A 21,146-nucleotide genomic window follows, 5' to 3' on the forward strand; every position below is an offset into this window, starting at 1 on the left:
CCGTGTGATTGCTGGTGGTGGTGAACAGGCAGCTTCGCAGTCGAGGAGGTTTGCATGGACTGCGTTCTCTCCTTCGTTATCAGCCCAGATCCTGGGAGGGGCAGGATCGTCGCTCGCTTCGACGCGTTCAGCAGCGCCGCCTGCTTCGTCAGCTTTTGGAAGCGGATCCTGAAGCTCTCAACTGGCTGATCACACCTGAACGGGGTCAGCGGTTCTGGAGAGCCCTTCGCTGGGGTGGTCCGGCTCTCCTGCTCGGCTGGTGGCTGGCCCGCTGAATCAGGCCGCCACTGCAGGGCTGTCGACCACCACCAGCGAATCCGGTGCATCCTGGAGACGGTCTTCCGGCTGAAACTGACCTTCGGAAGGAGAGGGAAGGTTCTGACCTTTGATCCAGGCCTGGTAAAGGGCTCGCCGGCGGCGGTCTTCGGCAAGCACAAGACGGTCAGCGGCAGCTGTCGGACTTTCGCCGGAATTCAGCGCCGTTCGCAGGCAGATCCCAAATCCGTGCGCTTCAACCTGCACTTTGCCTTCCATGAACACGATCTGAAAGGTCCATCCCCGCAACCAGCGGATCCGAAAAGGATTCGACATGGACGGAGTCCCTGAGTGCCTGCACCATATGGGGTTGCCCGGCCGTTGCAAGCATCTATGTCAGGGAATCACTGTGTTGAGAGATCTAATTTTTGATGGCTGTCCACACCCTGGTCATGAAATGAGATTCGGCGTATACATCACTGAAGCCAGCATCTTCGAGACGCTGGTCAATGTCATCACTGATGAAATTGCGGTAGTAAGGCTCGTGAAACACGCGCCTGAAATTGTCCAAGGCAACATCGAACTGGGGCGAATCCTTCAGCTGCACTGAATCCGCCAAAACCAGAACGCCTCCTGGTTCGAGCAGGCGGTAACAGTCCTGCAGCACGGCTTGCCGAGCCTCAGCAGGCAGTTCATGAAACAGAAACACGCAGGTGATCGCCTGGAAGCCGGCGTCGTCAAAGGGCATCCGTTCGGCATTTCCCTGAACCAGCTGCACGAGCGGTTTGTTGGATTGGTTCAACCACCGATTGGCCTGGCGCAGATAGGCCTCGGAAAGATCCACTCCCACGAGTGTGGCCTCTGGCAGTACGGCTCGGATCTGGTGCAGCGTCCTGCCCGTTCCGGTGGCCACATCAAGAATACGCAGGCTTCCCTGTGGACGGTCTGCAAATCTGTTCAGGCCCTTTCTCAGGGAAGGCAGAACTCGGCGGCGCATTGCATCTGCAGCTCCGTTGAAGAGGATGTCGACCTGAAGGTCGTACAGCTCGGCGGAGTGATCGCTGAGATAACCATCAGTTTGATGGTGAAAATTCTGGAGGTAGTAATCCGGATAGAGATCGCGATTGGCCTGTTCAGGAATGTCCTTGACATCCCTTGCACGCCTTCTGGCCCAGTTGGAGGGAAGGTCCAGCCAAACACGTGGATAACGTTCAGCCCATTCCAGCCAGGGGATATCAAACAGCAGAGATTGTGGGTAAACGCCGGATTCAGAGTCCTGCCAATCGCGTTCGTGCAGCGCATCCAGCGACTGGCGCAGGGCGTCCATCATTTCGCTGGGAACAGGCAGCGTTTTGGGCACAACATCAGGCGCCATCACTTCCATCACCTTGGTGCTCAGTTCCTTGTGTACGAGGCCGGCGAGGCTGCGGCCCTGTTGCATGGTCCGATAAGCGATTTCAGTGAAACTGGGCGCCATGAAAAGGATTGAGATCCAAGCTGGCTCATTCCAATCGATCGCGCCCCCTGCTGTGGACATCGATCGCATTGATCGGGAAAGTTATGTGAAGCTACCTTTAAAACGGTAGCCGTTGCTACAGAATTAACCCAGGTAATCAGGAGCTCTCGATGGCCGTTGAGATCACCACCGCCGGAACCATGGCGTCGTATTCGGGCAATGTGCTGGAGCGCAGGCAGAGAGCGGCGGCTGAATATCTGGCATGGGCCGAGAGCCATGCTCACGATGTGCTCAGAAAGCAGGCTGCGCATGCCCAGGTTGAGGGTCATCCTGATCGCCTTGATCAACGCAGCGCTTTTGCGCAGCAACAGGTTTGTGCTCGCCGGCGACTGCATGCCAAGCAACTGCACGACAGTGCCCTGGTTCAGTTGAGGCACGGCTGAAGTGCCGCAGGCCTTGAGGTGATGCACCAGGGGCACAAAAAAAGGAGCCGAAGCTCCTTTGAAAGCATTGGAGCATCGAACTCCTGAACAATCAGGCGTCGTAGTACATCACGAACTCGTGGGGATGGGGACGCTGACGAAGCTGCTGCACTTCCTCGTATTTCAGGTCGATCCAGTTGTCGATGAAGTCCTTGCTGAAGACACCGCCTTCCAGCAGGTAATGGTGATCGGCGTTGAGAGCCTCCAGTGCTCCGTTGAGGGAAGCCGGCACGGTGGCGATTTTCTTCAGTTCATCCGCGGCCAGTTCGAACAGGTCAACGTCCACTCCATCGCCGGGGTCGATCTGGTTCTTGATGCCGTCAATGCCGGCCATCATCATTGCGCTGAAGGCAAGGTAGGGATTGGCCAGTGCATCACCTGAGCGGAATTCAAGCCGCTTCGCTTTAGGGCTCGGGCCGGTGAGAGGAATACGCACGGCTGCGGAGCGGTTTCCTTCGGAATACACCAGATTCACCGGTGCTTCGAAACCTGGAACCAGTCGCTTGTAACTGTTGGTGGTGGGGTTGGTGAAAGCCAGGAATGACGGCGCATGCTTGAGGATGCCGCCGATGTACCAACGAGCGGTCTGAGAGAGGTTCGCGTAGGTCCCTTCCCCAAAGAAGAGGGGCTGACCGGATTTCCAAAGACTCTGGTGGACGTGCATGCCCGATCCGTTGTCATTGAAGACCGGCTTCGGCATGAAGGTGGCTGTCTTGCCGTACTTCTTGGCAACGTTGCGCACGATGTACTTGTACGTCATCACGTTGTCAGCGGCCTCAATCAGTTCGGCAAATTTCATGCCCAGCTCGTGCTGACCGGCACCAGCAACCTCGTGGTGATGTTTCTCGATGGGGATGCCCAGCTGCGCCATCATCAGCAGCATTTCCGAGCGGATGTCCTGGGCGGTGTCGTTCGGGGCGACGGGGAAATACCCTTCCTTCTCCTGAATCTTGTAGGCAAGGTTGCCGCCTTCCTCGATCCGGCCTGTGTTCCAGCCGGCTTCGATGGTGTCAACGCTGTAGAACGAGCCTCCTTCCGCGGAGTTGTACCGCACATCATCGAACAGGAAAAATTCCGGTTCCGGGCCGAAAAACGCCGTGTCGGCAAGCCCCGTGCTAGCCAGGTAAGCCAGTGCCTTCTGAGCAAGAGCCCTGGGACAGCGGTCGTAGGGGTCGCCTGTGCGGGGATCCTGAATCGAGCAGATCATGCTCAGGGTTTTGTGCCTGTAAAAGGGGTCGATCCAGGCCGTTGCAGGATCGGGCACCATGGCCATGTCTGAGGCATTGATCGCCTTCCATCCGCGGATGGATGAACCATCGAAAGCCAGTCCCTCCGTGAAGGATTCAGGTTCAATGAGGTCCTGGCAGACAGTGAGGTGCTGCCACTTGCCGTGCAGGTCCGTGAACTTGAGGTCGATCAGCTCGATCCCTTCATCCTTGATCTGACGAAGCACGTCCTGCGCGGTTTTGGCCATGGCTGGGAGTGAATCCCGTAAATCGCGTCGACCGTAGATATCGATCCGCAGCTGTTTTGTATCAACGGGCACCTTTTTGCCTTCCGTCTCTTTTGTGGCCCCTGTGCAGCCTCTAGGTAACCGTTTCTGTCAGATTGCTGTGATCGCCTTTGCTGGAGCCGGTTTCAACGCGTTGTCGGTGTTACCTTCCAACCAAAGTGGACAAGGCTTGCATGCGCGATGCCATCACCGGAGTGATCGGTCAGTACGACCAGCTGGGTCGCTACCTCGATCGTTCAGCGATCGATCGCATCGAGAACTACCTCCAAGAGGCGGAGGTTCGTGTCATGGCGGTGGAGATCATCAACCGTGAAGCCTCTGAACTGGTTCGTGAAGCCAGTCAAAGACTGTTTCAAGCGGATCCAGAACTTCTGCTCCCCGGTGGTAACGCCTACACGACACGCCGACTGGCTGCCTGTCTCAGGGACATGGATTATTTCCTTCGCTACGCCAGCTATTCCCTGATCGCCGGAGACAGCACCATCCTCAACGAGCGGGTGCTGAATGGACTGGATGACACGTACAAGAGCCTCGGTGTTCCAACCGGCCCCACCGTCAGAAGCATGGTGCTGCTGGCTGACGTTCTCTGTGAACGGCTTTTCAACGAGGGCGTAAGTCAGGATCACTGCGTCATCGTGCGCCAGCCTTTCGAGCACATGGCCTCCGGTCTGTCCGCCAGCGACGTGCGTCAGCGCTGATTGAAAATCTCCGAATCATTTCAAGCGGCGTCGGAGTGTCCGTGCAAGTCCAATTTTTGCTCTATTGATGCGTAAGCTGATCGCCATTAATTTTCGGTACGGGCTTCACCGATGACACACCCTCACCTTTCGGTTGACCCGTGCCATCGATCCTCCATCGGTCCGATTGACACACCCGATCGTCTGTTGCTGGGTCCAGGCCCCTCCAACGCGCATCCCACGGTTCTCCAGGCTCTCGCACGCACACCGATCGGTCATCTGGATCCGCTTTATGTGGAACTCATGGGCGAGGTGCAGGAGCTGCTCCGGTACGCCTGGCAGACCGACAACCGCCTGACGCTGCCGATGAGCGCTACGGGCAGCTCCGCAATGGAAGCCACTCTCGCCAACACTGTTGAACCGGGAGACACTGTTCTGGTGGCGGTGAAGGGGTACTTCGGCAATCGCCTGATGGATATGGCCGGGCGTTACCGAGCCAACGTTCAGGTGATTGAGAAGCCCTGGGGTGAGGCTTTCACCCTTGATGAAATCGAGTCAGGCATCAAGAAATACAAGCCAACGATCCTGGCGATGGTTCATGCCGAAACGTCCACCGGCATCTGCCAGCCGATGGAGGGTGTGGGTGATCTCTGCCGCGAGCATGACTGCCTGCTTCTGCTTGACACAGTGACCTCACTGGGAGGAGTGCCTCTGTACCTGGATGCCTGGAAGGTGGATCTGGCCTACAGCTGCAGCCAGAAAGGACTCAGCTGCCCTCCAGGCCTCGGTCCGTTCACAATGGGTTCCCGTGCTGAAGCCAAGCTGGCTGCCCGCAAAGACAAGGTTCCGAACTGGTACTTGGATGTCTCATTGCTGAACCAGTACTGGGGCAGTGACCGTGTTTATCACCACACAGCTCCTGTGAACATGAACTTCGGGATGCGCGAAGCGCTGCGTCTTCTTGCCGAGGAAGGTCTTGAAAACGCCTGGGCCCGCCATCGCAGCAACGCGGAAGCTCTCTGGACCGGCCTTGAGTCGCTCGGCCTGGAATTGCATGTGCCCGAGGAGTTGCGTTTGCCGACTCTCACCACGGTTCGCATTCCAGCGGATGTGGATGGCAAGGCCTTCTCCACCTATCTCCTCAACACCCATGGCATCGAAGTCGGCGGGGGTCTGGGTGTGCTCGCCGGCAAGATCTGGCGGATCGGCCTGATGGGTTACAACTCCACCCCTGACAATGTCGACCGTCTGCTCAATCTCTTTGAGACGGAGCTGCCGCGTTTCCGCCAGAACGCAGCCGTCGCTGCCTGAACCACCGCCCCAGCAGAGCTGACGCTTCGAGCTCCATTACGCCCCCCTTCACCTGCATGTGATGGTGTGCGCTGGGGTGCTTCGACAGGTCAATCGTGCTTCCCAGGCCACCGCGTTTGGGATCGTGCGCCCCATAGATCACCTGACCAACGCGGGCCTGCACCAGAGCCCCTGCGCACATCGGACAGGGTTCCAGTGTCACGATCAGTGTGCACTGATTCAGTCTCCAGTCACCGAGGATCAAGGATGCCTGGCGCAGAGCCACGAGTTCAGCATGACCCAGTGGATCTGAAGCGAACTCGCGTCGGTTGCTGCCGTGGCCGATGCATCGTCCATCCGCATCCAGAATCACTGCGCTGACAGGGATTTCTCCCGACTCACCGAGGCGCTCAGCACGCTGAAGCAGGCGTTGCATCCAGGCATGGATCTCTGCGTTATCCAGCTCGACCGGTGTCTGTCGCACGCTCGCCCCAATCGTGCAGAGGCGTCCAATGTGCCACCGCAGGTGAGAATGACTGTTCCTTCCGCTCCCTCCTTGTTCGGATCCTCCAGGACTTCATCGGCGCCAGCGACTGCGACGGAACTGTCCGTATTTGCCTCGTCAGAGGCACTTGATCCCCAGTTGCAGCGTTTTCTAGAGGATGCCAGCGCTCGCTTGTGTGAATGGCTCGGGTCAGCCTCCAAACGTTCGCCGCTGCCAGCTCTGCGGTTGCTCCCCGACGCCTTCCCAGAGACGCAGGGTGTGGGTGCGGACCGGCTTCTGGATGATCTTCAGCAGTTGATGGATGGTTCTTATCAACCCAACCATCCAGGCGCCCTCGCCCATCTGGATCCACCTCCGAACACAGCCTCGATCGCTGCCGAACTGATCTGTGCCGGACTCAACAACAATCTGCTGGCTGAGGAACTGTCACCGAGTCTCAGTCAACTGGAGCGTCAGCTCTGCAGCTGGTTCGCTGCCCGCTTTGAATTGCCCGATGGCTCCGGTGGTGTTGCGGCGAGCGGTGGCTCCCTCAGCAACCTCACAGCCCTGGTGACCGCCCGACATCGGATGGGCCTGGATCATGATCCCGGTGCGGTGATTCTGATCAGTGATGACGCCCATGTCTCACTGGGGAAGGCGGCCAGAGTCATGGGGCTCAGGCCCGATGGCATACGACGCGTGCGCGTTGATTCTCAGGGATGCATGCTTCTTGCGAATCTCCAGGAGAATCTTCAGGAGCTGACGCGGCAAAACAGGCCCTGCATCGCTGTGGTCGCGACAGCGGGCACGACGGTGCGAGGAGCGATCGACCCCATTCCAGCTCTGGCTCAGTTCTGCAGGGATAAGGGCCTCTGGCTCCATGTGGACGGAGCGATCGGTGCGGTTTTTGCTCTCTGTCCCGGCACCTCGCACCTGATGGCTGGCCTGGGCCAGGCCGATTCGATCACGGTGAACCCTCAGAAGCTGCTCGGAATCGCCAAGACGTCGTCGTTGCTCCTGGTGCGTGATCAGTCAGCTCTTCAGGAGACCTTTCACACCGGGCTCCCCTATATGGAGCCCTCCTTTGCTGTTGCTCATGGCGGGGAACTGGGCCTCCAGGGGAGTCGTCCAGCTGAGATCCTCAAGCTCTGGCTCGGGTTGCGCCAACTGGGTGATCAGGGGATCAACGCTGTGCTGGAGAAGGCTTTGCTGAGGCGTCAGCGACTGGAAAAGGGTCTTGATCCGTCTGCTCTGGAGATCACATCAGGCCCCCTGCATCTGCTTGCCTGTGCTCCGCTTGGAGCGGATCCGATGCGTTGCGATCAATGGTCAGCGGCTCTGCGACAACGGCTGCTTGATCGGCAGATCATGGTCTCCAGACCCCTTCATCAAGGACGGCATCGCATCAAAGTCGTGCTGGGTAACCCCCACACCTCCAATGCGCTCATCGACCAACTGGCAGCCGATCTGAATGACTGTTCAGGGGAGGTGGCGTGATGCCTGCAGCTCAGAACAAGCGAGGTCGATGGGTTGCCATCGTCACGGGAGCGATGTCGGTGTTGATCGGTGTGTTGTATCTCGGGCTGATCACGGTGCTCGATAGCCGCGGTCCGATGCGTCCTCCCCCGCCCGAGGCCCTGGCCGGGGCGGAAGTCGTTTCTTGGCCTCCTGCTGGAGGGGCTCCACCACCCGCCGCAGTGCCGCCTGCAGAAAGTCCTGTAGGGAGCGATCCCTCCGGTTGAGCTCGTAGTGGTGCTGAACCACGTCCTGCACTCCACCGTCGCCCCAGTCCTGATCCTGCTGGAAATAGGTCATGAAACTGTCACCCGCAATTCTGGTCAGCCAGCCGGCGGCCACACCCTGCACCGCCCGACCGAGTAGCAGGGTCGGCAGGTTCACACTCAGCGCGGTCCCGATCAGAGCCACTCCTCCCTTGACCAGGCCTAGGCCGGCCAGGGTCCTGCCCACAGAAATCGCCAGCTCCTGGGCTCTGGTTCGGGTCAACTGGATGCCGTAGACCGCCCCCACCTCCATCACCATCTGGGCATTCACCGCTGCTGTGCCCAGTAAATCGATACCGGGCAGTGGCGTTGCGGCGACGACACCGGCACTGACCCATGTGTAGCGATCGATGATTCTGCTGGCTTCTTCAGTGCGCTGCCGGTCGAGCAGATCCCGACCGGCGGAGCCAAGATCTCTGCATTGCAGGAGGATGTTGTCTGCCAGCAGTTCCTCTCCATCGGCATGGAGCACGGCGGCCAGCCGTGTGACCAGAAGGCCGATTTCAGCCGGTGGCTGAACGGGATGCTTACCCGGGCGTGGCAGTGACTGGGGGCGTGCACTGGCGGGAATGACATCCTCGGGTTGCAACCATTCACCGCAGCGTTGTCGCAACAGCTGAAGCAATCTGCATTCCTCCTCTTCACCTCGCAGATCGCATTTGTTGAGCACCAGCACGAGTCGTTTGCCCAGTCCAGAAAGGCTCTGAACCACGTCCAGTTCGCTTTTGCGCAGATCGCCATCCACCACCACGATCATCAGATCCGCTCTGCTGGCTTGGCGTCGTGCCTCTTGCTCACGTCCCCTCCCCTCCTGTCCCGCTTCCAGGATTCCAGGGGTATCCACGAGCAGCACCCCGCGCTTGAGACCTTTGAGTCGGAGTCGGTAACTGCGGCTTTCGCTGGTGGAGCCCATGGCGGCACCCACATCGCCGACGATCTCCTTGAGCAGGGCACGGATCAGAGAGGTTTTCCCGCTGGAGCCGGTGCCGAAGACCACAAGCACAAGATCACCGCGTTCCAGTTCTCTGGCGACCCGTTGCCGTTCCTGCAGAAGAGATTGACGTGCCACGTCGTCCTGCAAGCGTTCCAGCAGGCGATCCACGCTGGACAGGCTCTGTTCGGCTGCATCTCTGCTGCTCGTCGGTGCCGGCCTGTTTTGGGTCGATGACGCGTCCTGACGGTGGCGCTGTGTTCGCCACTGACGCAGCCATGGCAGGCCGACCTGAATCACGACCGCCGCAAGCAGGATTGTTCCGATCAGCAGCACGGGGCCGACCATCCAGGGCGGCAGCCAGTAACTCAGATCCCAGAGCAGGTTACGAATCCCCTGCAACACCAGGCCAATCACCATGAGGGCGACCAGCCCAACGACACCAAACAGGATCCAGCGTGTCGACCCCTTCATCCTCCGTTGAGTCCTCCACGTCCCGCCGCGCGGATGATGTCAGCCCAGAGGGAAGCCGCAAGGGCACTGGAGCTGGAGGAAGGACTGTTGTCGTCGTTGCCGAGCCAGATGCCCAGCACCCAGTGCCGAGATGGCTCATAGCCCACAAACAGCAGATCTCTTCCATCATTCGTGGTTCCCGTCTTTCCTCCCTCCTTGCCTCCGAGGGATGCAGCTGCGCCGGTTCCGCCGCGCACCACAGCGCGCAACAAGCTCTGCATCTGGACCGCGCTTTCGCTGCGCACAGCCTGACGCCCGGGGTTCACGCCACGCTGATCGTCGCCGGCAAGACTTCCGCAGCCACGCAGCCTGTCGTCGCGACACGTTTCCGCATCGAGCAGTCGACGAATCGTGTTGGGCGGCTTCCATTCCCCTTTGTTGAGCACGGCTGCGTAGGCGCCGGTCAGTTCGATCAGGCGCACTTCGCTCTGACCGAGTGCCAGACCGGGAACCGGATCCAGCGGTGTGGTGATGCCGAGGGCTCTGGCCTGGCGCACGACCTGTTCAAGCCCCACGCGTTGCGCCAGCCGCAGAGCCGCGGTGTTGCTGCTGGAGGCAAAGGCGCTCGTCAGGCTGAGACGGCCCCTGCAGCTGCTTTCAAATCGCTGGCCTCTCCAGCTCAGTGAACTGCAGTCAATGGTTTCGTTGGGTTTGATTCCCTTCTCCAAAGCAGCCAGATAAGTCATCAGCTTGAAGGTGCTTCCAGGCTGTCTCAGGGCCATGGAGGCACGGTTGAACTGACTGAAGCGGTAGTCACGTCCACCGGCGATCGCCAGCACGCCACCACTGCGGCTGTCGATCACCACCGCTGCTCCTTCGCTCACACCCAGACCAGCGGCGTTGCCGATCAAACTGCGCAGTTGTCGTTCCACCACGGCCTGCAGCACCGGATCAAGATGAGTTTCGATCAGGAAATTGCCTTCTGCGGCCACCTCCGGACCCACCAGTGCTGTGAGGTCCCTGCGCACCTGATCGGTGTAAAAGGGGGCTGATCGGGTCAGAGCGGTCCGGCTGCAGGCGCTTGGAGCCAACTGGATGGGTTGGCGTCTCGCCAGACGAGCGGCATCGAGTGAAAGCCGACCGGAATCGGCCATCTTGTTGATCACACGGTTGCGGGCTTCAAGGGCCCGCTGGGGATGCCGGCAGGGGTCGTGACCGTTGGGTGACGGCAACAGCCCCACGAGCAGAGCGGCCTGTTCAACACTCAGATCCGCCGCCGACTGGTCAAAGAAAGTCTGAGCAGCGTCTTCGAAACCCCATCCCACCCCGAGGTAGACCCTGTTGAGATAGCTCAGCAGCAGCTGCCTCTTGCTGAAACGGTTTTCAAGCTGCAGCGCCACCAGCAGCTCGCGCCATTTCCGTCCCAGAGTGTCGCCTTCACCAACGAGGTTGGGGTAGAGACTTCGGGCCAGTTGCTGGGTGAGGCTGCTGCCACCTTCAAGAACCCTTCCTCCGGTGAGGTTGGCGGCGAACGCCCGCACGGTGCCGACTGGATCAACTCCTGGATGCCACCAGAAACGGTTGTCCTCGCTGCTGAGCAAGGCATCGATCAACAACGGCGAAAACGCTGCGACGCTGCTCAGTTCCATGTGTCGACTTGAATCGACCGAGTTGAGCGGTTTGTTATTGCCGTCGTAGATGGCAAGAGGACCACGAACGCTGGCAAGTCGTCCACGCACCGGCACTGTGAAGGCGGCCACACCCAGCACAAGTCCTGCGGCGCCAATCAGGCACAGAATGCCGACCCCTGTGCTGCGCTTGATTCGCTGATGCCTTCGATGGGCAGGGTGCTCAAAGTCAATCCAGGGGTTATCCGGATCCTGGCTTGGGGAAAAGCTGATCCGATCGCCGTCCTGCAGCTCCAGCTGTTGCACGCGACGTCCTCGCCACCACAGACCGTTGGTGGAGCCTTGATCCTTGAGGATCCAGCGGCGTCCTTGCTTCTGCAGAAGCCCATGGTGCCTGCTGACAGCTGGATGGTTGATGCGGATCTCCATGTCCGCGTCGCGACCAATCCGATAGCCCTCGCCGTGAAGAGCCACAACGCGCTCGGAACAATCCTGCTGATGAATCCTCAGCAGGGCCAGTCCCTGTTGATCAGCCTTCGCTCTGCTCATGTCGGTTGCCGAAGGCGTCAATGACGAAGCAGAGCACTGCCAGATTGATGGCGACATCCGCCCAGTTGAAGATCGGGAACTGGATCGGCACGAGTTCAAGAAAGTCGGTCACATGACCGAGCCGCCAGCGGTCGATGCCGTTGCCGATCGTGCCTCCGAGCAAAAAGCCGAGGGCCAGTCCCATCCAGAGGCCTCTCCGGGGCTCCCGCCAGACCCAGACACTGACACCGATGGCTACAACGAGGCTTAGACCTCCCAGAAGTGTTGAGGAGTCTCTGAACAGACTGAAAGCAGCACCGGTGTTGCGCACCAGGGTCAGCTGCAGCAATCCGGGAACAAAGGGAATCGCCTCTCCTTGCACGAGTGTGTTTCTGGCCCAGTGCTTGCTGAGTTGATCAAGCACCACCATGAACACGCTCAGAGCGACCACAATGCCGCGCCTCATGGTGAGGACAGGACGAGAACTATCGGCTTGCTTCCGGCTCATTCCACCCAGAGCACACGCCGGGTGACGCGTGCGATCAGTCCAGCTGAGCAACACAGAGCCAGCTGTGCGGCCAGTGGGCCGAGGCTGTAGCTGAAGACAAGTTCAATCAGAGGTTCATTCCAGCGATTCAGGGCAGCACCGAGAACAAGGTTGAGCAGACCGCAGACCTGGATGGTCAGCAGACCGGCTGTGGCTGCGAGAGTCAGTCTGACAACGTCGTTCATTCCGCTCTGCTGGGCCAGTCGACCGGTCAGCCAGGCGGCTGGGACGAATCCAGCCAGATATCCGAACCCGGGATTCAGCACGTAGGAAAAACCACCACCTCCGTGGAACACAGGCAGGTCCACCAGGCCGATGGTCAGATAAGCCACTGAAGCGATCACGCCTGCGCGCGGACCTGCGACGAGGGCACAGACAAGCAGTGCTGGAACCTGCCAGGTGCTTGGCAGACCCAGCACGGCCGGTGGAAACTCAGGCAGAGGCAGAAGCAGGGCAGTCGGAATCAGGCTCCCGACGAGGATCAGAAGCAATCCGGCGAGAGCGCCGCTCCAGGTGGCCAGAGCCCGCACGGGCAATCGTCAGCTCGCACCATCCTGCTGTAAGAGAGATGTATTGCCCAGCCGAGATGTCCGTTTCCATTGGTGACCAGGTGCGACTCGTGCGCCCTCAGAACTTTCTGAAGACAGCTGATCCGATGCCGATGCTCAGACCTCCCGATCTTGTGGCCCATGGTGAGATCGGCCGGGTCACGGCACTTCAGCCGGCGAAAACGGTGGCTGTGCGCTTTGCCAGAGGCACATTTCTGCTCTCGATCGAGCAGCTCACCCTTGTGAACGACGATCGGAACAATGCCTCGAATCAAAACGCTCCATCTGATTCGGATGCCTTCTCGAACTCCGATGCTGCATCGCAGAAGCATGTTTCTGAAGATTCACCGGACTGATCAAGGTGCTGCCACCGCAGCGAAAGTGCTCCGGCTCCATTGCTTCTCCAGCGATTCCAGGGTTGCCTCGGGACCGCACAAACTGAGTTGTGGACTGTGCAGATGGCGGCGTGCCGCATCATGCAAATCACTGGCCCGCAGTTGATCCAGCTGATTCAGGCAGCTCTGGTCATGAACATCAGGCAGATTCAGGCCACGCAGTTGCGCCCGTCTCTCAGCCCTCTGACCAGTGGTCTGGGAGCCATGAGCCAGCTGCCCCCTGAACTTGGCTTTGGCCAGTTTGAGATCAACCTCGGAAATATTGTCCTCCACCAGTTCGCTCCAGCTGTCGATCAGGAGCTCAAGCGAAAGTTCCGCCCTCTCCACCCCGGTCGAGGCATGCATCACGAAGGGTGCCGCCCCAGCGCGTGCCGGGTGATGGACACCCACGTCGTAAGCGACGCCATGCTCCTCTCGAAGACGGCGGAACAACAGGCTTGACATTCCCGATCCCAGGTGTGCCTGCAGCAGCCTCAGTGCCAGATCATCAGGGTGACCATGGGGCAGAGCGGCCTGGCCGAGCATCAGCACCACCTGTTCGGTGGGCAGGACCTGCAGCCCTAACGAGGGCTTTTCACCTGAAACCAGATCAGGCGACTGTTTGATCGGAGTCTCTGCGTCGCCGGAGCCTGATTCTGTTCTGCTGTGTCCGAGCCACTGCTCCATCCGCTCCAGTGCTCGATCAGGAATGGTGCCTGACAGCGCCAGAACCGAACCCCGCTTTTCAAGACCTGACGCAAGGACAGCAAGCTCGGGTTTCCGAAGCTGTTCAAGGTCAACGCCAACTCCCAGCGGATCGTGCCCGTAGGGCCCCTGGCCATAGGCCAGATGTCTCCAGCCGTCAAAAGCGCGATGGAAGGGATCCTCTTTTTGTCTCTGCAGAGCCTGCAGGCTCAGGTCTCTTTCCAGCTCGATCTGTCCTTCGTCCAGATGTGGCTGGCGCAGCATCCAGCCAAGAGCAGGCAAGAGGCGATCGGCATCGATGTCGCGGCACTTGAGACTGATCAGGATCCCATCTTCGTGGGTGTCACAACGAAGACCGGCGCCGCACCCCTCAACGAGATCGGCCAGCTGCAGATGGTCCACAGGACCGCAACCCCGGCTGAGCACCGAACCCAGAAGCTGATGCCCGCCTCGCTGCCCGAGAGGGTCTGCACTGCTTCCCCGCCGGATCCAGAGCTTGGCGGAGAGCACCCCGGTCGTGGTCACCGGATCAAGGACGAGTTCACAGCTGCCGCTCAAGCGTTGTCCTCCGATCTGGCAATCAGGGTGAAGCTTCGCTCGGGTTGCAGCAGGGGCATGACCTGTTCCCGCAACGTTGAAGCATCCCAGTGCATCAGATCCTGAAGTGGAGCCAGAAGGTCACGATGCCGCCCCCAGAGTGTCTGTGATCCGGCACTGGCGGCCACAGCTCCGGGTGCCTCGAGACTGAATCGATGGCCATTCCCCACCAGCTGCATTGCGCGGTTGAATTCTGCATCTGTGATCGCTGTTGTCAGGCTGTTGACCAGTATTTGGTGGATTTCAAGCTCCACGCGTTCGATCTGATCGTCGGGACAACAGGCCTCAAGCATCACCAAACTGCCCTGTTCAAGCGTGGTGACATCCATGTCGATGGATTCAACGATCTGAAGTTCCTCCCGCAATCTCTGCACAAGCCGGCTGCGCCGACCCTCCGAAAGGATTGTGGTGGCCAGATCCACTCCGGCGATAGCCAGCTGATCATCAGCAGAGGCGATCGGCCAGACCATCATCAGCCGTGCAGCCTCAAGCCGTGGAAAGGTTCGGAATTCCCGTCCGCTGTGAAAGCTCAGTGATGGTTTGGCTGTCTTGTCTCGAGCTGAGTCCGTCAGCTTGGCCAGCGCCGACAAGGGGCTGTTGAGCATGTGATCGATCAGACCCTTCTCGATGGTTCCGGCCACCGACAGGCAGCAGTTGGCCCCCTGGTATCGACGCTGGTGGTAGCTCCGCATCCCCTCAGGCTCCATCTCCCGCAGGCTGTTCTCCCAGCCGAGGATCGGTCTTCCGTAGCAATGGGGGGCACAGCAGAGTTCCAGAAGGGTCTGCAACACCTGGTCATCGGGCTGATCCCGGTACTGGGCGATTTCCTCAAGCACTACATCGCGTTCCATTGAGAAACAGTCCTGTTCGAGAGCAGGATCAAGAACGAGATCCAGAAGCAGATCAAGCGCTTCCTTCGATTCCTCGAAGGGCACAAGCACGTGATAGTGCACGTCATCAAAACCTGTGGCTGCGTTGCTGCTGCCTCCCAGCGCTTCAATCCTTCGGTCGAATTCCCCTGGACCCAGCCTTCTGCTTCCTTTGAACACCATGTGTTCAAGAAAGTGAGCGAGGCCTTCCTCACCGCTTCTTTCCCAGGCACTACCGCCTCGGCACCAGAAATCAAGGCAGGTGAGTGCCGCATCGGGGATGTTGGCAGTCACAAGGTTGCTGCCGTTGTGAAGAGTGCGGTGTTCGAGCACCGGACCGGATGGGATCGCAGTCAGGGTCCCGTGGCAAAGTCCCATTCTGTGCAATTACGGATCGGATTGATGCCTGCGTCCCCGAGCGGTCAGGAGATGCATCCGCTGGTGATGGCTATGGCTGCTCGCATCCGTCAGTGCAGAGACGGCTTTCCGGAGCTCAATCCACTCACGTTGTCGGGTGATCTGGAGGAGATCATCGGCACGCTTGATGGTGAGGCCCTGTTCATCCGCAATGAAGTGCATTCCTGCCGTGGACTGCGCAAACTTCATCTGGAGATCGCTCGTCTTGGGCTCGGACTCCAGATTCTTCATTGTGTGTTCTTTCCTGATCCCCGATTCGATCTGCCGGTGTTCGGCGCTGACATCGTCGCCAGCCCTGCGGGAATCTCCGCCGCCATCATCGATCTGTCCCCGGTCGGTGATCAGCTGCCTGATCGCATCAGACGTGGCCTCGAGGCCACTGTGATTCCCGCTTTCGAACAGGTGCGTGAACTTCCCACCTGGGCGACCATTTTTTCTCCATTTGTGAGATTCATCCGTCCCGTGAATCAACAGGAAGAGGATTGGTTCGTGGAAATGGTCGACGGTTACCTCCAGGTGCTGGGTGATGCCGTGCAGGCTGCAGAGCCCGATGACCCCGGGGATCCTTCTACTCTGAGCCGATATCAAGGTCAGGTTTCCTATTGCCGGCAACAGAAACGCAACGACAAAACGCGGCGGGTTCTGGAGAAAGCCTTCGGGACGGAGTGGGCGGATCGGTACATCGAGGAGCTGTTATTCGACGAGCCACCCAGCCCCTGAAATCATCTGTTCGCGTCTGGGTGGGCGCCGGATTGCTGGCGGTTCTCACCATTGCCGGTGGCGTGTTGATGCTGCGGCGTTCGCAGCCCCCTGCGCCTCCTGCCGCCTCGGAGCAGGTCACGACACGTCAGCAGGAATCTGTGGCTGCCCTGGGAAGTCTCAGACCTGCAGGGGATGTGCGTCGTCTGGCTGCGCCGGTGAGCGGGTTCGGTGGCACTCCGAGGGTTGCGTCACTGCTGGTCAAGGAGGGCGACCCCGTGGCCAGAGGGCAGGTGCTCGCTGTGTTCGACAACAGGCCGAAGATTGAAGCGGATCTCGCCGCAACCGACGCCAAAATCCTCTCCGCTGACACGGAAATACCGCTGAAGCGAAGAGAGGTTGCTCGTTACGCCCAGGCCGCTCGGCAGGGTGCGACGGAGGTTGTGTTGCTCGAGGAAAAACAGAATGAACTCACCATGCTTGAGCGAAAAAGGGTTGAGCTGATCGCCGAGCGCGGAAAGCTTGAAGCGGATCTGAGCGACAGCGTGCTCCGTTCTCCGATTGATGGCACCGTTCTCAAGGTCACTGCCCGGGTGGGTGAGCGTCCTGATGCCGAGGGTGTCATTGAGGTTGGAGCCAGTCAGTCGATGGAGGCTCTGATCGAGGTCTATGAGTCAGACATCAATCGCATCAAGGTTGGAGAATCCGTTGTCTTGATCAGTGAGAACGGCGGTTTTGAAGGGGATCTTCAGGGAACGGTTGAGCGCATCAGTCCCCAGGTCCGTCAGCGTCAGGTGTTGTCCACGGATCCGACCGGTGATGCCGATGCCCGGATCATTGAGGTGATCGTAAAGCTCGATCCTGGTTCCATTCAGCGTGTCTCCAGGCTGTCGGGTCTGAAGGTGATCGCCAGATTCGGTTCCTCATGATCGGTCGTTGGCTGAGCAGGCGAGGGATACCCCTGGCCGCGCTGATGCTGATTCGACAGCCCGTTCGTCTGGCTGTGGCACTGGCCGGCATCAGTTTTGCGGGAATTCTGATGTTCATGCAGCTCGGATTCCGCGACGGGCTCTTTGATGCCAGCGTCACGGTCCATCGCCTTTTTGACGCCGACATCGTTCTGATCAGTCCACGTTCAACCAGTTCGGTCAGCATGGCCGGCTTCCCCCGTCGTCGGCTGGTGCAGGCCATGGCCTTGCCTGAGGTGGAGGGAATCACTCCTGTTCACTGGAATCTGCTGCTCTGGCGCAACCCAAAGACCCGTGGCACACGATCGATTCTTGCCCTTGGCTTTGAACCGGGTGATCCCCTGTTTGTCGACCCGTCTCTGGCGCCCAAGGCCGAGGTTCTGACTCAGAAAGGTCGTGTTCTGTTCGACGAGAAATCGCGTCCCGAGTTTGGACCTGTTGCCGAATGGTTTCGTGACGGTCGAACGGTTGAAAGTGAGATTTCCGGCAAGAGGGTGCGTGTGGCCGGCCTGATCGAGCTTGGCAGCTCTTTCGGAGCAGACGGCAATCTGCTCACCAGCAGCGAAACTTTCCTCGATCTTCTGCCCAACACTCCACCCGGAAGCATCGAGGTTGGACTGGTGCGGCTTCAGCAGGGCACCGATGCTGATGCGGTGGCTGAGAAACTCAACGCCTTGCTTCCCGAGGATGTCACCGTTCTCACCAAGCAGGGTTTCATCGACTTCGAACAGAATTACTGGCGCACAAGCACATCGATCGGATTCATTTTCACCCTAGGTGCCGCCATGGGTTTTGTCGTTGGCTGCGTGATCGTTTATCAGGTGCTCTATTCCGATGTCAGTGATCACCTTCCCGAATACGCCACGCTGATGGCCATGGGCTACAAGCTCAGAACGCTTCTGGGTGTGGTTGTGCGGGAAGGATTGCTGCTGGCGCTTTTTGGATATCTGCCTGCCTATGCCGCCGGTCAGGGTCTCTATCTGCTGGTGAGAAGCGCCACGGCGCTTCCCGTCGCCATGGGTTTCAGTCGTGCTGCGACGGTATTCACCATGATTCTCGTGATGTGCATGGCCTCTGCAGGTCTGGCCATGCGCCGCCTGGTGGATGCTGATCCGGCGGAGATCTTCTGAGGCCATGACGGTTCTTTCGCATTCAGCTCAACATCAGGGTTCCGGTCTAGTCAGCACGGTGAGCATTCAAGATCTCAGCCACTGGTATGGAACTGGAGCCACCCGCCGACAGGTTCTCCAGTCGGTCGATCTTCAGATCGCAGCCGGTGAAGTGGTGCTGCTGACCGGTCCATCAGGTTGTGGCAAAACGACTCTGCTGACTCTGATCGGGGCGCTTCGCCAGGTGCAGCAGGGAGATGTGCGTGTGTTTGGACAGCAACTCAGGGGAGCGGGCCGTGGTCAGCGACAGCAACTGCGTCGCAGGATCGGCATGATCTTTCAGGGTCATAATCTGCTGCGCTGTCTCACGGCTGAGCAGAACGTGCAGATGGGAGCTGATCTTCTGGAAGGTTTCAGCTATCGCGGTCGCCGTGATCAGGCAAGGGAGTGGCTCAGGTCCGTGGGGCTTGACGATCACCTCGGCAAGCTTCCTCAGGATCTCTCGGGAGGCCAGAAACAACGCGTTGCCATTGCCCGTGCTCTGGCCGCCAGGCCCCAGTTGCTTCTTGCTGATGAGCCTACTGCAGCTCTGGACAGCAGTACCGGACGGGAGGTTGTTGAACTGCTCAAGCGCCTTGCGCGTGAACAATCCTGCTCTGTGCTGATGGTCACCCACGATCCGCGCATTCTTGATGTTGCCGACCGCCTGGTGAAAATGGAGGATGGCCGTCTGCTTCAGTCCATTGAGTAAGTTGGGTTGAACTTCAAGAAGCCCCGGACTCCCGAATGGCCAAGCGCAGAAACCTCAAGAAGGAAAAGCAGGAGCGCAATCGCGCCTATGCGCGCAAATTCAAGAAGCGCAAGATGCGCAACGACGGCCGCGGTGAAGGTGCCGGCAACGGTGTGACAGGCACTGCCAACAATGGTGGTGCAGCCGACTGATCTGTTTGCAAACAGTTTGATCTAAGGGAGCTCAGAGCTCCCTTTTTTCTTGCCTTTAGGCTTGCTTATTACGTCTCATCGTGCTGGCGGATGTTCATCAGCGTCGTTATTCCCACCTACAACCGACGCGACATCCTCGCAAAGTGTCTGCGTTCTCTGGAGACCCAGAAACCCTGTTTCGAGTTCGACGACTATGAGGTTGTGGTGGTGGATGACGGATCCACCGATGGCACGCCTGACTGGCTCAGATCATCCGCCGAAACGTTTCCCAGGGTCCGACTGATTGAGCAGTGCCATGGCGGACCTGCTGAGGGACGCAACCGTGGTGTGACCCATGCCCGTGGTGACGTGATCGTTTTCATCGACAGCGATCTGGTCGTGACGCCGACATTCCTGGCCAGTCATGCGCAGGCTCTGTCCAGACAATGGCAACGGTCCGGCAATCGCCTTTGCTTCACCTACGGCGCTGTGATCAACACAGCTGATTTCGAGAATCCAACCGGTGAGCGGCACAAGTTGCGTGATCTGTCCTGGGCTTATTTCGCGACCGGCAATGTCGCGATCGATCGACAGGTGCTGGAGCACTCCGGCCTGTTCGATACAGGATTCAGGTTGTATGGCTGGGAGGATCTCGAGCTGGGTGAACGGCTTCGGCAGATGGGCGTGCAGCTGGTGCGCTGCCCTGAAGCCGTTGGTTATCACTGGCATCCTGCGTTCCGACTGGCCCAGATCCCTGATCTGATCAGAGTCGAGCGCGAGCGCGCCCGAATGGGTCTTGTGTTCTACAGAAAACATCCCAGTCGCAGGGTGCGCATGATCATCCAGTTCACCTGGATGCATCGCCTGCTCTGGGGGCTACTGACTCTGGGGGGATTGCTCAACGAACACACGCTGCGGCCTCTGCTGGCCTGGTTGATCCGAATGGGTCAACCATCTCTGGCGCTCGAGCTTCTAAGACTTCCGCTCAACCGGATCGGAGTGGAGGCGCTGTATCGAGAAGCGCGTCAGGCAGGGCTGTCCTGAGCCGGCGCTTTGTTAAATTCAGCGGGCCCTTTCAAACCGCACACCTGTCTGTTTCGGGTGCTGGATGTGATCTGAACCTCGGTTCACCACACCATCCCTGACAGGTGGAGGCGAACCCGAAACCTCTACACAACCATGGCTGTCGTCACTCTCGCCGAGATGATGGAAGCTGGTGCCCATTTCGGTCACCAGACCCGTCGCTGGAATCCCAAGATGTCGCGCTACATCTACTGCGCGCGCAACGGAGTTCACATCATCGACCTCGTGCAGACTGCTGTCTGCATGAACAACGCCTACAAATGGACCCGCACCGCGGCCAGAAGCGGCAAGCGTTTCCTGTTCGTCGGCACCAAGAAACAGGCTTCTGAAGTGGTGGCCCATGAAGCGGCACGCTGTGGCGCGTCCTACGTGAACCAGCGCTGGCTGGGCGGAATGCTCACCAACTGGACCACGATGAAGGCCCGGATCGACCGCCTTAAGGATCTTGAGCGGATGGAGTCCAGCGGTGCAATCGCCATGCGTCCCAAGAAGGAAGCCGCTGTGCTGCGTCGGGAGCTGGACCGTCTTCAGAAGTACCTCGGTGGTCTGAAGAACATGCGTCGCCTCCCCGATGTGGTGGTGCTTGTCGATCAGCGTCGCGAGACCAACGCTGTCCTTGAGGCGCGCAAACTGGATATCCCCCTGGTGTCCATGCTTGACACCAACTGCGACCCCGATCTCTGCGAGGTTCCCATTCCCTGCAATGACGATGCTGTGCGTTCCGTGCAGCTGGTGCTGAGCCGCCTCGCTGATGCCATCAACGAAGGCCGCCACGGTTCCAACGAGCAGCGTGGCGCCGACAACCAAGGTTGATCCGCATTAGCCGCTAAG

The 21,146-nt window shown here is 59.3% G+C and carries 23 protein-coding genes; 13 read left to right on the forward strand and 10 right to left on the reverse strand.

From position 1 onward, the window contains the following. Positions 1–14 precede the first annotated feature (14 nt). On the forward strand, positions 15–275 hold the full coding sequence (locus tag SIB83_RS14960) for a hypothetical protein (protein ID WP_413746305.1): 261 nt from the start codon (positions 15–17) through the stop codon (positions 273–275). Position 276: 1 nt separating this feature from the next. Here the strand turns inward: SIB83_RS14960 and SIB83_RS14965 are convergent, their stop codons facing one another. Beyond that, entirely contained in the window at positions 277–591 is a 315-nt protein-coding gene (locus tag SIB83_RS14965) for a copper-binding protein (RefSeq protein ID WP_413402424.1), read from the reverse strand. A gap of 85 nt (positions 592–676) precedes the next feature. Beyond that, a complete protein-coding gene (locus tag SIB83_RS14970; protein WP_413746306.1) occupies positions 677–1,732 on the reverse strand; it encodes a class I SAM-dependent methyltransferase in 1,056 nt (351 codons plus the stop codon). A 149-nt stretch (positions 1,733–1,881) separates the two neighbouring features. Here SIB83_RS14970 and SIB83_RS14975 point away from each other — a divergent pair, with 149 nt between their 5' ends. Next, positions 1,882–2,154, forward strand: coding sequence for a hypothetical protein (locus SIB83_RS14975; RefSeq protein WP_413402427.1), 273 nt, complete (start codon positions 1,882–1,884; stop codon positions 2,152–2,154). Positions 2,155–2,245: 91 nt separating this feature from the next. Here SIB83_RS14975 and glnA read toward each other — a convergent pair whose 3' ends face one another. Next, positions 2,246–3,667, reverse strand: coding sequence for a type I glutamate--ammonia ligase (gene glnA / locus SIB83_RS14980; RefSeq protein ID WP_413746307.1), 1,422 nt, complete (start codon positions 3,665–3,667; stop codon positions 2,246–2,248). A 212-nt stretch (positions 3,668–3,879) separates the two neighbouring features. Between glnA and SIB83_RS14985 the strand changes: the two genes are divergently transcribed. Both SIB83_RS14985 and SIB83_RS14990 read left to right on the forward strand, forming a co-directional pair. Beyond that, the gene (locus SIB83_RS14985) at positions 3,880–4,404 is read left to right on the forward strand and encodes an allophycocyanin subunit beta (RefSeq protein ID WP_413746308.1); all 525 of its coding nucleotides are present in this window, start codon (positions 3,880–3,882) and stop codon (positions 4,402–4,404) included. Between the two features lie 111 nt (positions 4,405–4,515). Continuing rightward, the gene (locus tag SIB83_RS14990; RefSeq protein WP_413746309.1) at positions 4,516–5,694 is read left to right on the forward strand and encodes a pyridoxal-phosphate-dependent aminotransferase family protein; all 1,179 of its coding nucleotides are present in this window, start codon (positions 4,516–4,518) and stop codon (positions 5,692–5,694) included. Here the strand turns inward: SIB83_RS14990 and SIB83_RS14995 are convergent. After that, a complete protein-coding gene (locus SIB83_RS14995; protein ID WP_413406405.1) occupies positions 5,636–6,109 on the reverse strand; it encodes a nucleoside deaminase in 474 nt (157 codons plus the stop codon). The two genes, SIB83_RS14990 and SIB83_RS14995, sit on opposite strands and share 59 nt — an antisense overlap. A 96-nt stretch (positions 6,110–6,205) precedes the next feature. On the opposite strand from SIB83_RS14995, the gene SIB83_RS15000 reads away from it, so the two are divergent. Beyond that, a complete protein-coding gene (locus tag SIB83_RS15000) occupies positions 6,206–7,654 on the forward strand; it encodes a pyridoxal phosphate-dependent decarboxylase family protein (protein WP_413746310.1) in 1,449 nt (482 codons plus the stop codon). 90 nt (positions 7,655–7,744) lie between these two features. On the opposite strand, the gene SIB83_RS15005 is transcribed toward SIB83_RS15000, so the two are convergent. The 4 genes from SIB83_RS15005 to SIB83_RS15020 are packed head-to-tail and all read right to left on the reverse strand — an operon-like array spanning position 7,745 to position 12,555. After that, positions 7,745–9,343: a DUF697 domain-containing protein gene (locus SIB83_RS15005; protein ID WP_413746311.1), complete on the reverse strand. Its 1,599-nt coding sequence runs from the start codon at positions 9,341–9,343 to the stop codon at positions 7,745–7,747. Continuing rightward, positions 9,340–11,499 carry a transglycosylase domain-containing protein gene (locus SIB83_RS15010; protein ID WP_413402438.1) on the reverse strand — a complete coding sequence of 720 codons (2,160 nt, stop codon included), beginning with the start codon at positions 11,497–11,499 and terminating at the stop codon, positions 9,340–9,342. The genes SIB83_RS15005 and SIB83_RS15010 overlap by 4 nt, the downstream gene beginning before the upstream one ends. Further along, positions 11,480–11,944 carry a signal peptidase II gene (lspA, locus tag SIB83_RS15015; RefSeq protein WP_413746312.1) on the reverse strand — a complete coding sequence of 155 codons (465 nt, stop codon included), beginning with the start codon at positions 11,942–11,944 and terminating at the stop codon, positions 11,480–11,482. Before lspA ends, SIB83_RS15010 begins: the two co-directional genes overlap by 20 nt. Positions 11,945–11,982: 38 nt before the next feature. After that, on the reverse strand, positions 11,983–12,555 hold the full coding sequence (locus SIB83_RS15020; protein ID WP_413406407.1) for a biotin transporter BioY: 573 nt from the start codon (positions 12,553–12,555) through the stop codon (positions 11,983–11,985). A 56-nt stretch (positions 12,556–12,611) separates the two neighbouring features. Between SIB83_RS15020 and SIB83_RS15025 the strand changes: the two genes are divergently transcribed. Continuing rightward, positions 12,612–12,929, forward strand: a complete 318-nt coding sequence (locus SIB83_RS15025; RefSeq protein ID WP_413402442.1) for an NAD(P)H dehydrogenase assembly family protein — start codon at positions 12,612–12,614, stop codon at positions 12,927–12,929. Here the strand turns inward: SIB83_RS15025 and SIB83_RS15030 are convergent, their stop codons facing one another. Then, positions 12,930–14,210, reverse strand: a complete 1,281-nt coding sequence (locus SIB83_RS15030; protein WP_413746313.1) for a M16 family metallopeptidase — start codon at positions 14,208–14,210, stop codon at positions 12,930–12,932. It abuts the gene before it with no gap. Then, complete coding sequence (locus tag SIB83_RS15035) at positions 14,207–15,496, reverse strand: M16 family metallopeptidase (RefSeq protein WP_413402446.1); 1,290 nt, start codon at positions 15,494–15,496, stop codon at positions 14,207–14,209. The genes SIB83_RS15030 and SIB83_RS15035 overlap by 4 nt, the downstream gene beginning before the upstream one ends. Positions 15,497–15,520: 24 nt before the next feature. On the opposite strand from SIB83_RS15035, the gene SIB83_RS15040 reads away from it, so the two are divergent. The 7 genes from SIB83_RS15040 to rpsB all read left to right on the forward strand — a co-directional run bounded on the left by SIB83_RS15040 (position 15,521) and on the right by rpsB (position 21,128). Next, the gene (locus tag SIB83_RS15040) at positions 15,521–16,255 is read left to right on the forward strand and encodes a phycocyanobilin:ferredoxin oxidoreductase (protein ID WP_413746314.1); all 735 of its coding nucleotides are present in this window, start codon (positions 15,521–15,523) and stop codon (positions 16,253–16,255) included. Between the two features lie 68 nt (positions 16,256–16,323). Beyond that, on the forward strand, positions 16,324–17,163 hold the full coding sequence (locus tag SIB83_RS15045; protein WP_413747394.1) for an HlyD family efflux transporter periplasmic adaptor subunit: 840 nt from the start codon (positions 16,324–16,326) through the stop codon (positions 17,161–17,163). Continuing rightward, a complete protein-coding gene (gene devC / locus SIB83_RS15050) occupies positions 17,160–18,332 on the forward strand; it encodes an ABC transporter permease DevC (protein ID WP_413746315.1) in 1,173 nt (390 codons plus the stop codon). The genes SIB83_RS15045 and devC overlap by 4 nt, the downstream gene beginning before the upstream one ends. Before the next feature lie 4 nt (positions 18,333–18,336). Further along, positions 18,337–19,062 (forward strand): ATP-binding cassette domain-containing protein, encoded by a 726-nt coding sequence (locus SIB83_RS15055; RefSeq protein ID WP_413402451.1) that lies wholly within the window; start codon positions 18,337–18,339, stop codon positions 19,060–19,062. 35 nt (positions 19,063–19,097) lie between these two features. Next, complete coding sequence (locus SIB83_RS15060; RefSeq protein ID WP_006850288.1) at positions 19,098–19,253, forward strand: hypothetical protein; 156 nt, start codon at positions 19,098–19,100, stop codon at positions 19,251–19,253. Positions 19,254–19,343: 90 nt separating this feature from the next. Beyond that, positions 19,344–20,276 carry a glycosyltransferase family 2 protein gene (locus tag SIB83_RS15065; RefSeq protein WP_413402453.1) on the forward strand — a complete coding sequence of 311 codons (933 nt, stop codon included), beginning with the start codon at positions 19,344–19,346 and terminating at the stop codon, positions 20,274–20,276. Positions 20,277–20,411: 135 nt separating this feature from the next. After that, positions 20,412–21,128, forward strand: a complete 717-nt coding sequence (gene rpsB / locus SIB83_RS15070; RefSeq protein WP_114992991.1) for a 30S ribosomal protein S2 — start codon at positions 20,412–20,414, stop codon at positions 21,126–21,128. Positions 21,129–21,146 lie beyond the last annotated feature (18 nt).

The organism is Synechococcus sp. MIT S9507 (genome assembly GCF_047304715.1).
Lineage (GTDB): Bacteria > Cyanobacteriota > Cyanobacteriia > PCC-6307 > Cyanobiaceae > Synechococcus_C.

Excerpts from the sequence above, each read along its gene's own strand:
- SIB83_RS15065 (WP_413402453.1), top strand. The coding sequence starts at position 19,344 with ATGTTCATCAGCGTCGTTATTCCCACCTACAACCGACGCGACATCCTC.
- lspA (WP_413746312.1), bottom strand. The coding sequence starts at position 11,944 with ATGAGGCGCGGCATTGTGGTCGCTCTGAGCGTGTTCATGGTGGTGCTT.
- SIB83_RS14970 (WP_413746306.1), bottom strand. The coding sequence starts at position 1,732 with ATGGCGCCCAGTTTCACTGAAATCGCTTATCGGACCATGCAACAGGGC.
- SIB83_RS15055 (WP_413402451.1), top strand. The coding sequence starts at position 18,337 with ATGACGGTTCTTTCGCATTCAGCTCAACATCAGGGTTCCGGTCTAGTC.
- SIB83_RS14965 (WP_413402424.1), bottom strand. The coding sequence starts at position 591 with ATGTCGAATCCTTTTCGGATCCGCTGGTTGCGGGGATGGACCTTTCAG.
- SIB83_RS14990 (WP_413746309.1), top strand. The coding sequence starts at position 4,516 with ATGACACACCCTCACCTTTCGGTTGACCCGTGCCATCGATCCTCCATC.
- SIB83_RS15000 (WP_413746310.1), top strand. The coding sequence starts at position 6,206 with ATGACTGTTCCTTCCGCTCCCTCCTTGTTCGGATCCTCCAGGACTTCA.
- SIB83_RS15005 (WP_413746311.1), bottom strand. The coding sequence starts at position 9,343 with ATGAAGGGGTCGACACGCTGGATCCTGTTTGGTGTCGTTGGGCTGGTC.
- SIB83_RS15040 (WP_413746314.1), top strand. The coding sequence starts at position 15,521 with ATGCCTGCGTCCCCGAGCGGTCAGGAGATGCATCCGCTGGTGATGGCT.
- glnA (WP_413746307.1), bottom strand. The coding sequence starts at position 3,667 with ATGGCCAAAACCGCGCAGGACGTGCTTCGTCAGATCAAGGATGAAGGG.
- SIB83_RS15035 (WP_413402446.1), bottom strand. The coding sequence starts at position 15,496 with ATGGGACTTTGCCACGGGACCCTGACTGCGATCCCATCCGGTCCGGTG.
- devC (WP_413746315.1), top strand. The coding sequence starts at position 17,160 with ATGATCGGTCGTTGGCTGAGCAGGCGAGGGATACCCCTGGCCGCGCTG.
- SIB83_RS14985 (WP_413746308.1), top strand. The coding sequence starts at position 3,880 with ATGCGCGATGCCATCACCGGAGTGATCGGTCAGTACGACCAGCTGGGT.
- SIB83_RS14975 (WP_413402427.1), top strand. The coding sequence starts at position 1,882 with ATGGCCGTTGAGATCACCACCGCCGGAACCATGGCGTCGTATTCGGGC.
- SIB83_RS14995 (WP_413406405.1), bottom strand. The coding sequence starts at position 6,109 with ATGCAACGCCTGCTTCAGCGTGCTGAGCGCCTCGGTGAGTCGGGAGAA.
- SIB83_RS15010 (WP_413402438.1), bottom strand. The coding sequence starts at position 11,499 with ATGAGCAGAGCGAAGGCTGATCAACAGGGACTGGCCCTGCTGAGGATT.
- SIB83_RS15060 (WP_006850288.1), top strand. The coding sequence starts at position 19,098 with ATGGCCAAGCGCAGAAACCTCAAGAAGGAAAAGCAGGAGCGCAATCGC.
- SIB83_RS15045 (WP_413747394.1), top strand. The coding sequence starts at position 16,324 with ATGCTGCGGCGTTCGCAGCCCCCTGCGCCTCCTGCCGCCTCGGAGCAG.
- rpsB (WP_114992991.1), top strand. The coding sequence starts at position 20,412 with ATGGCTGTCGTCACTCTCGCCGAGATGATGGAAGCTGGTGCCCATTTC.
- SIB83_RS15025 (WP_413402442.1), top strand. The coding sequence starts at position 12,612 with ATGTCCGTTTCCATTGGTGACCAGGTGCGACTCGTGCGCCCTCAGAAC.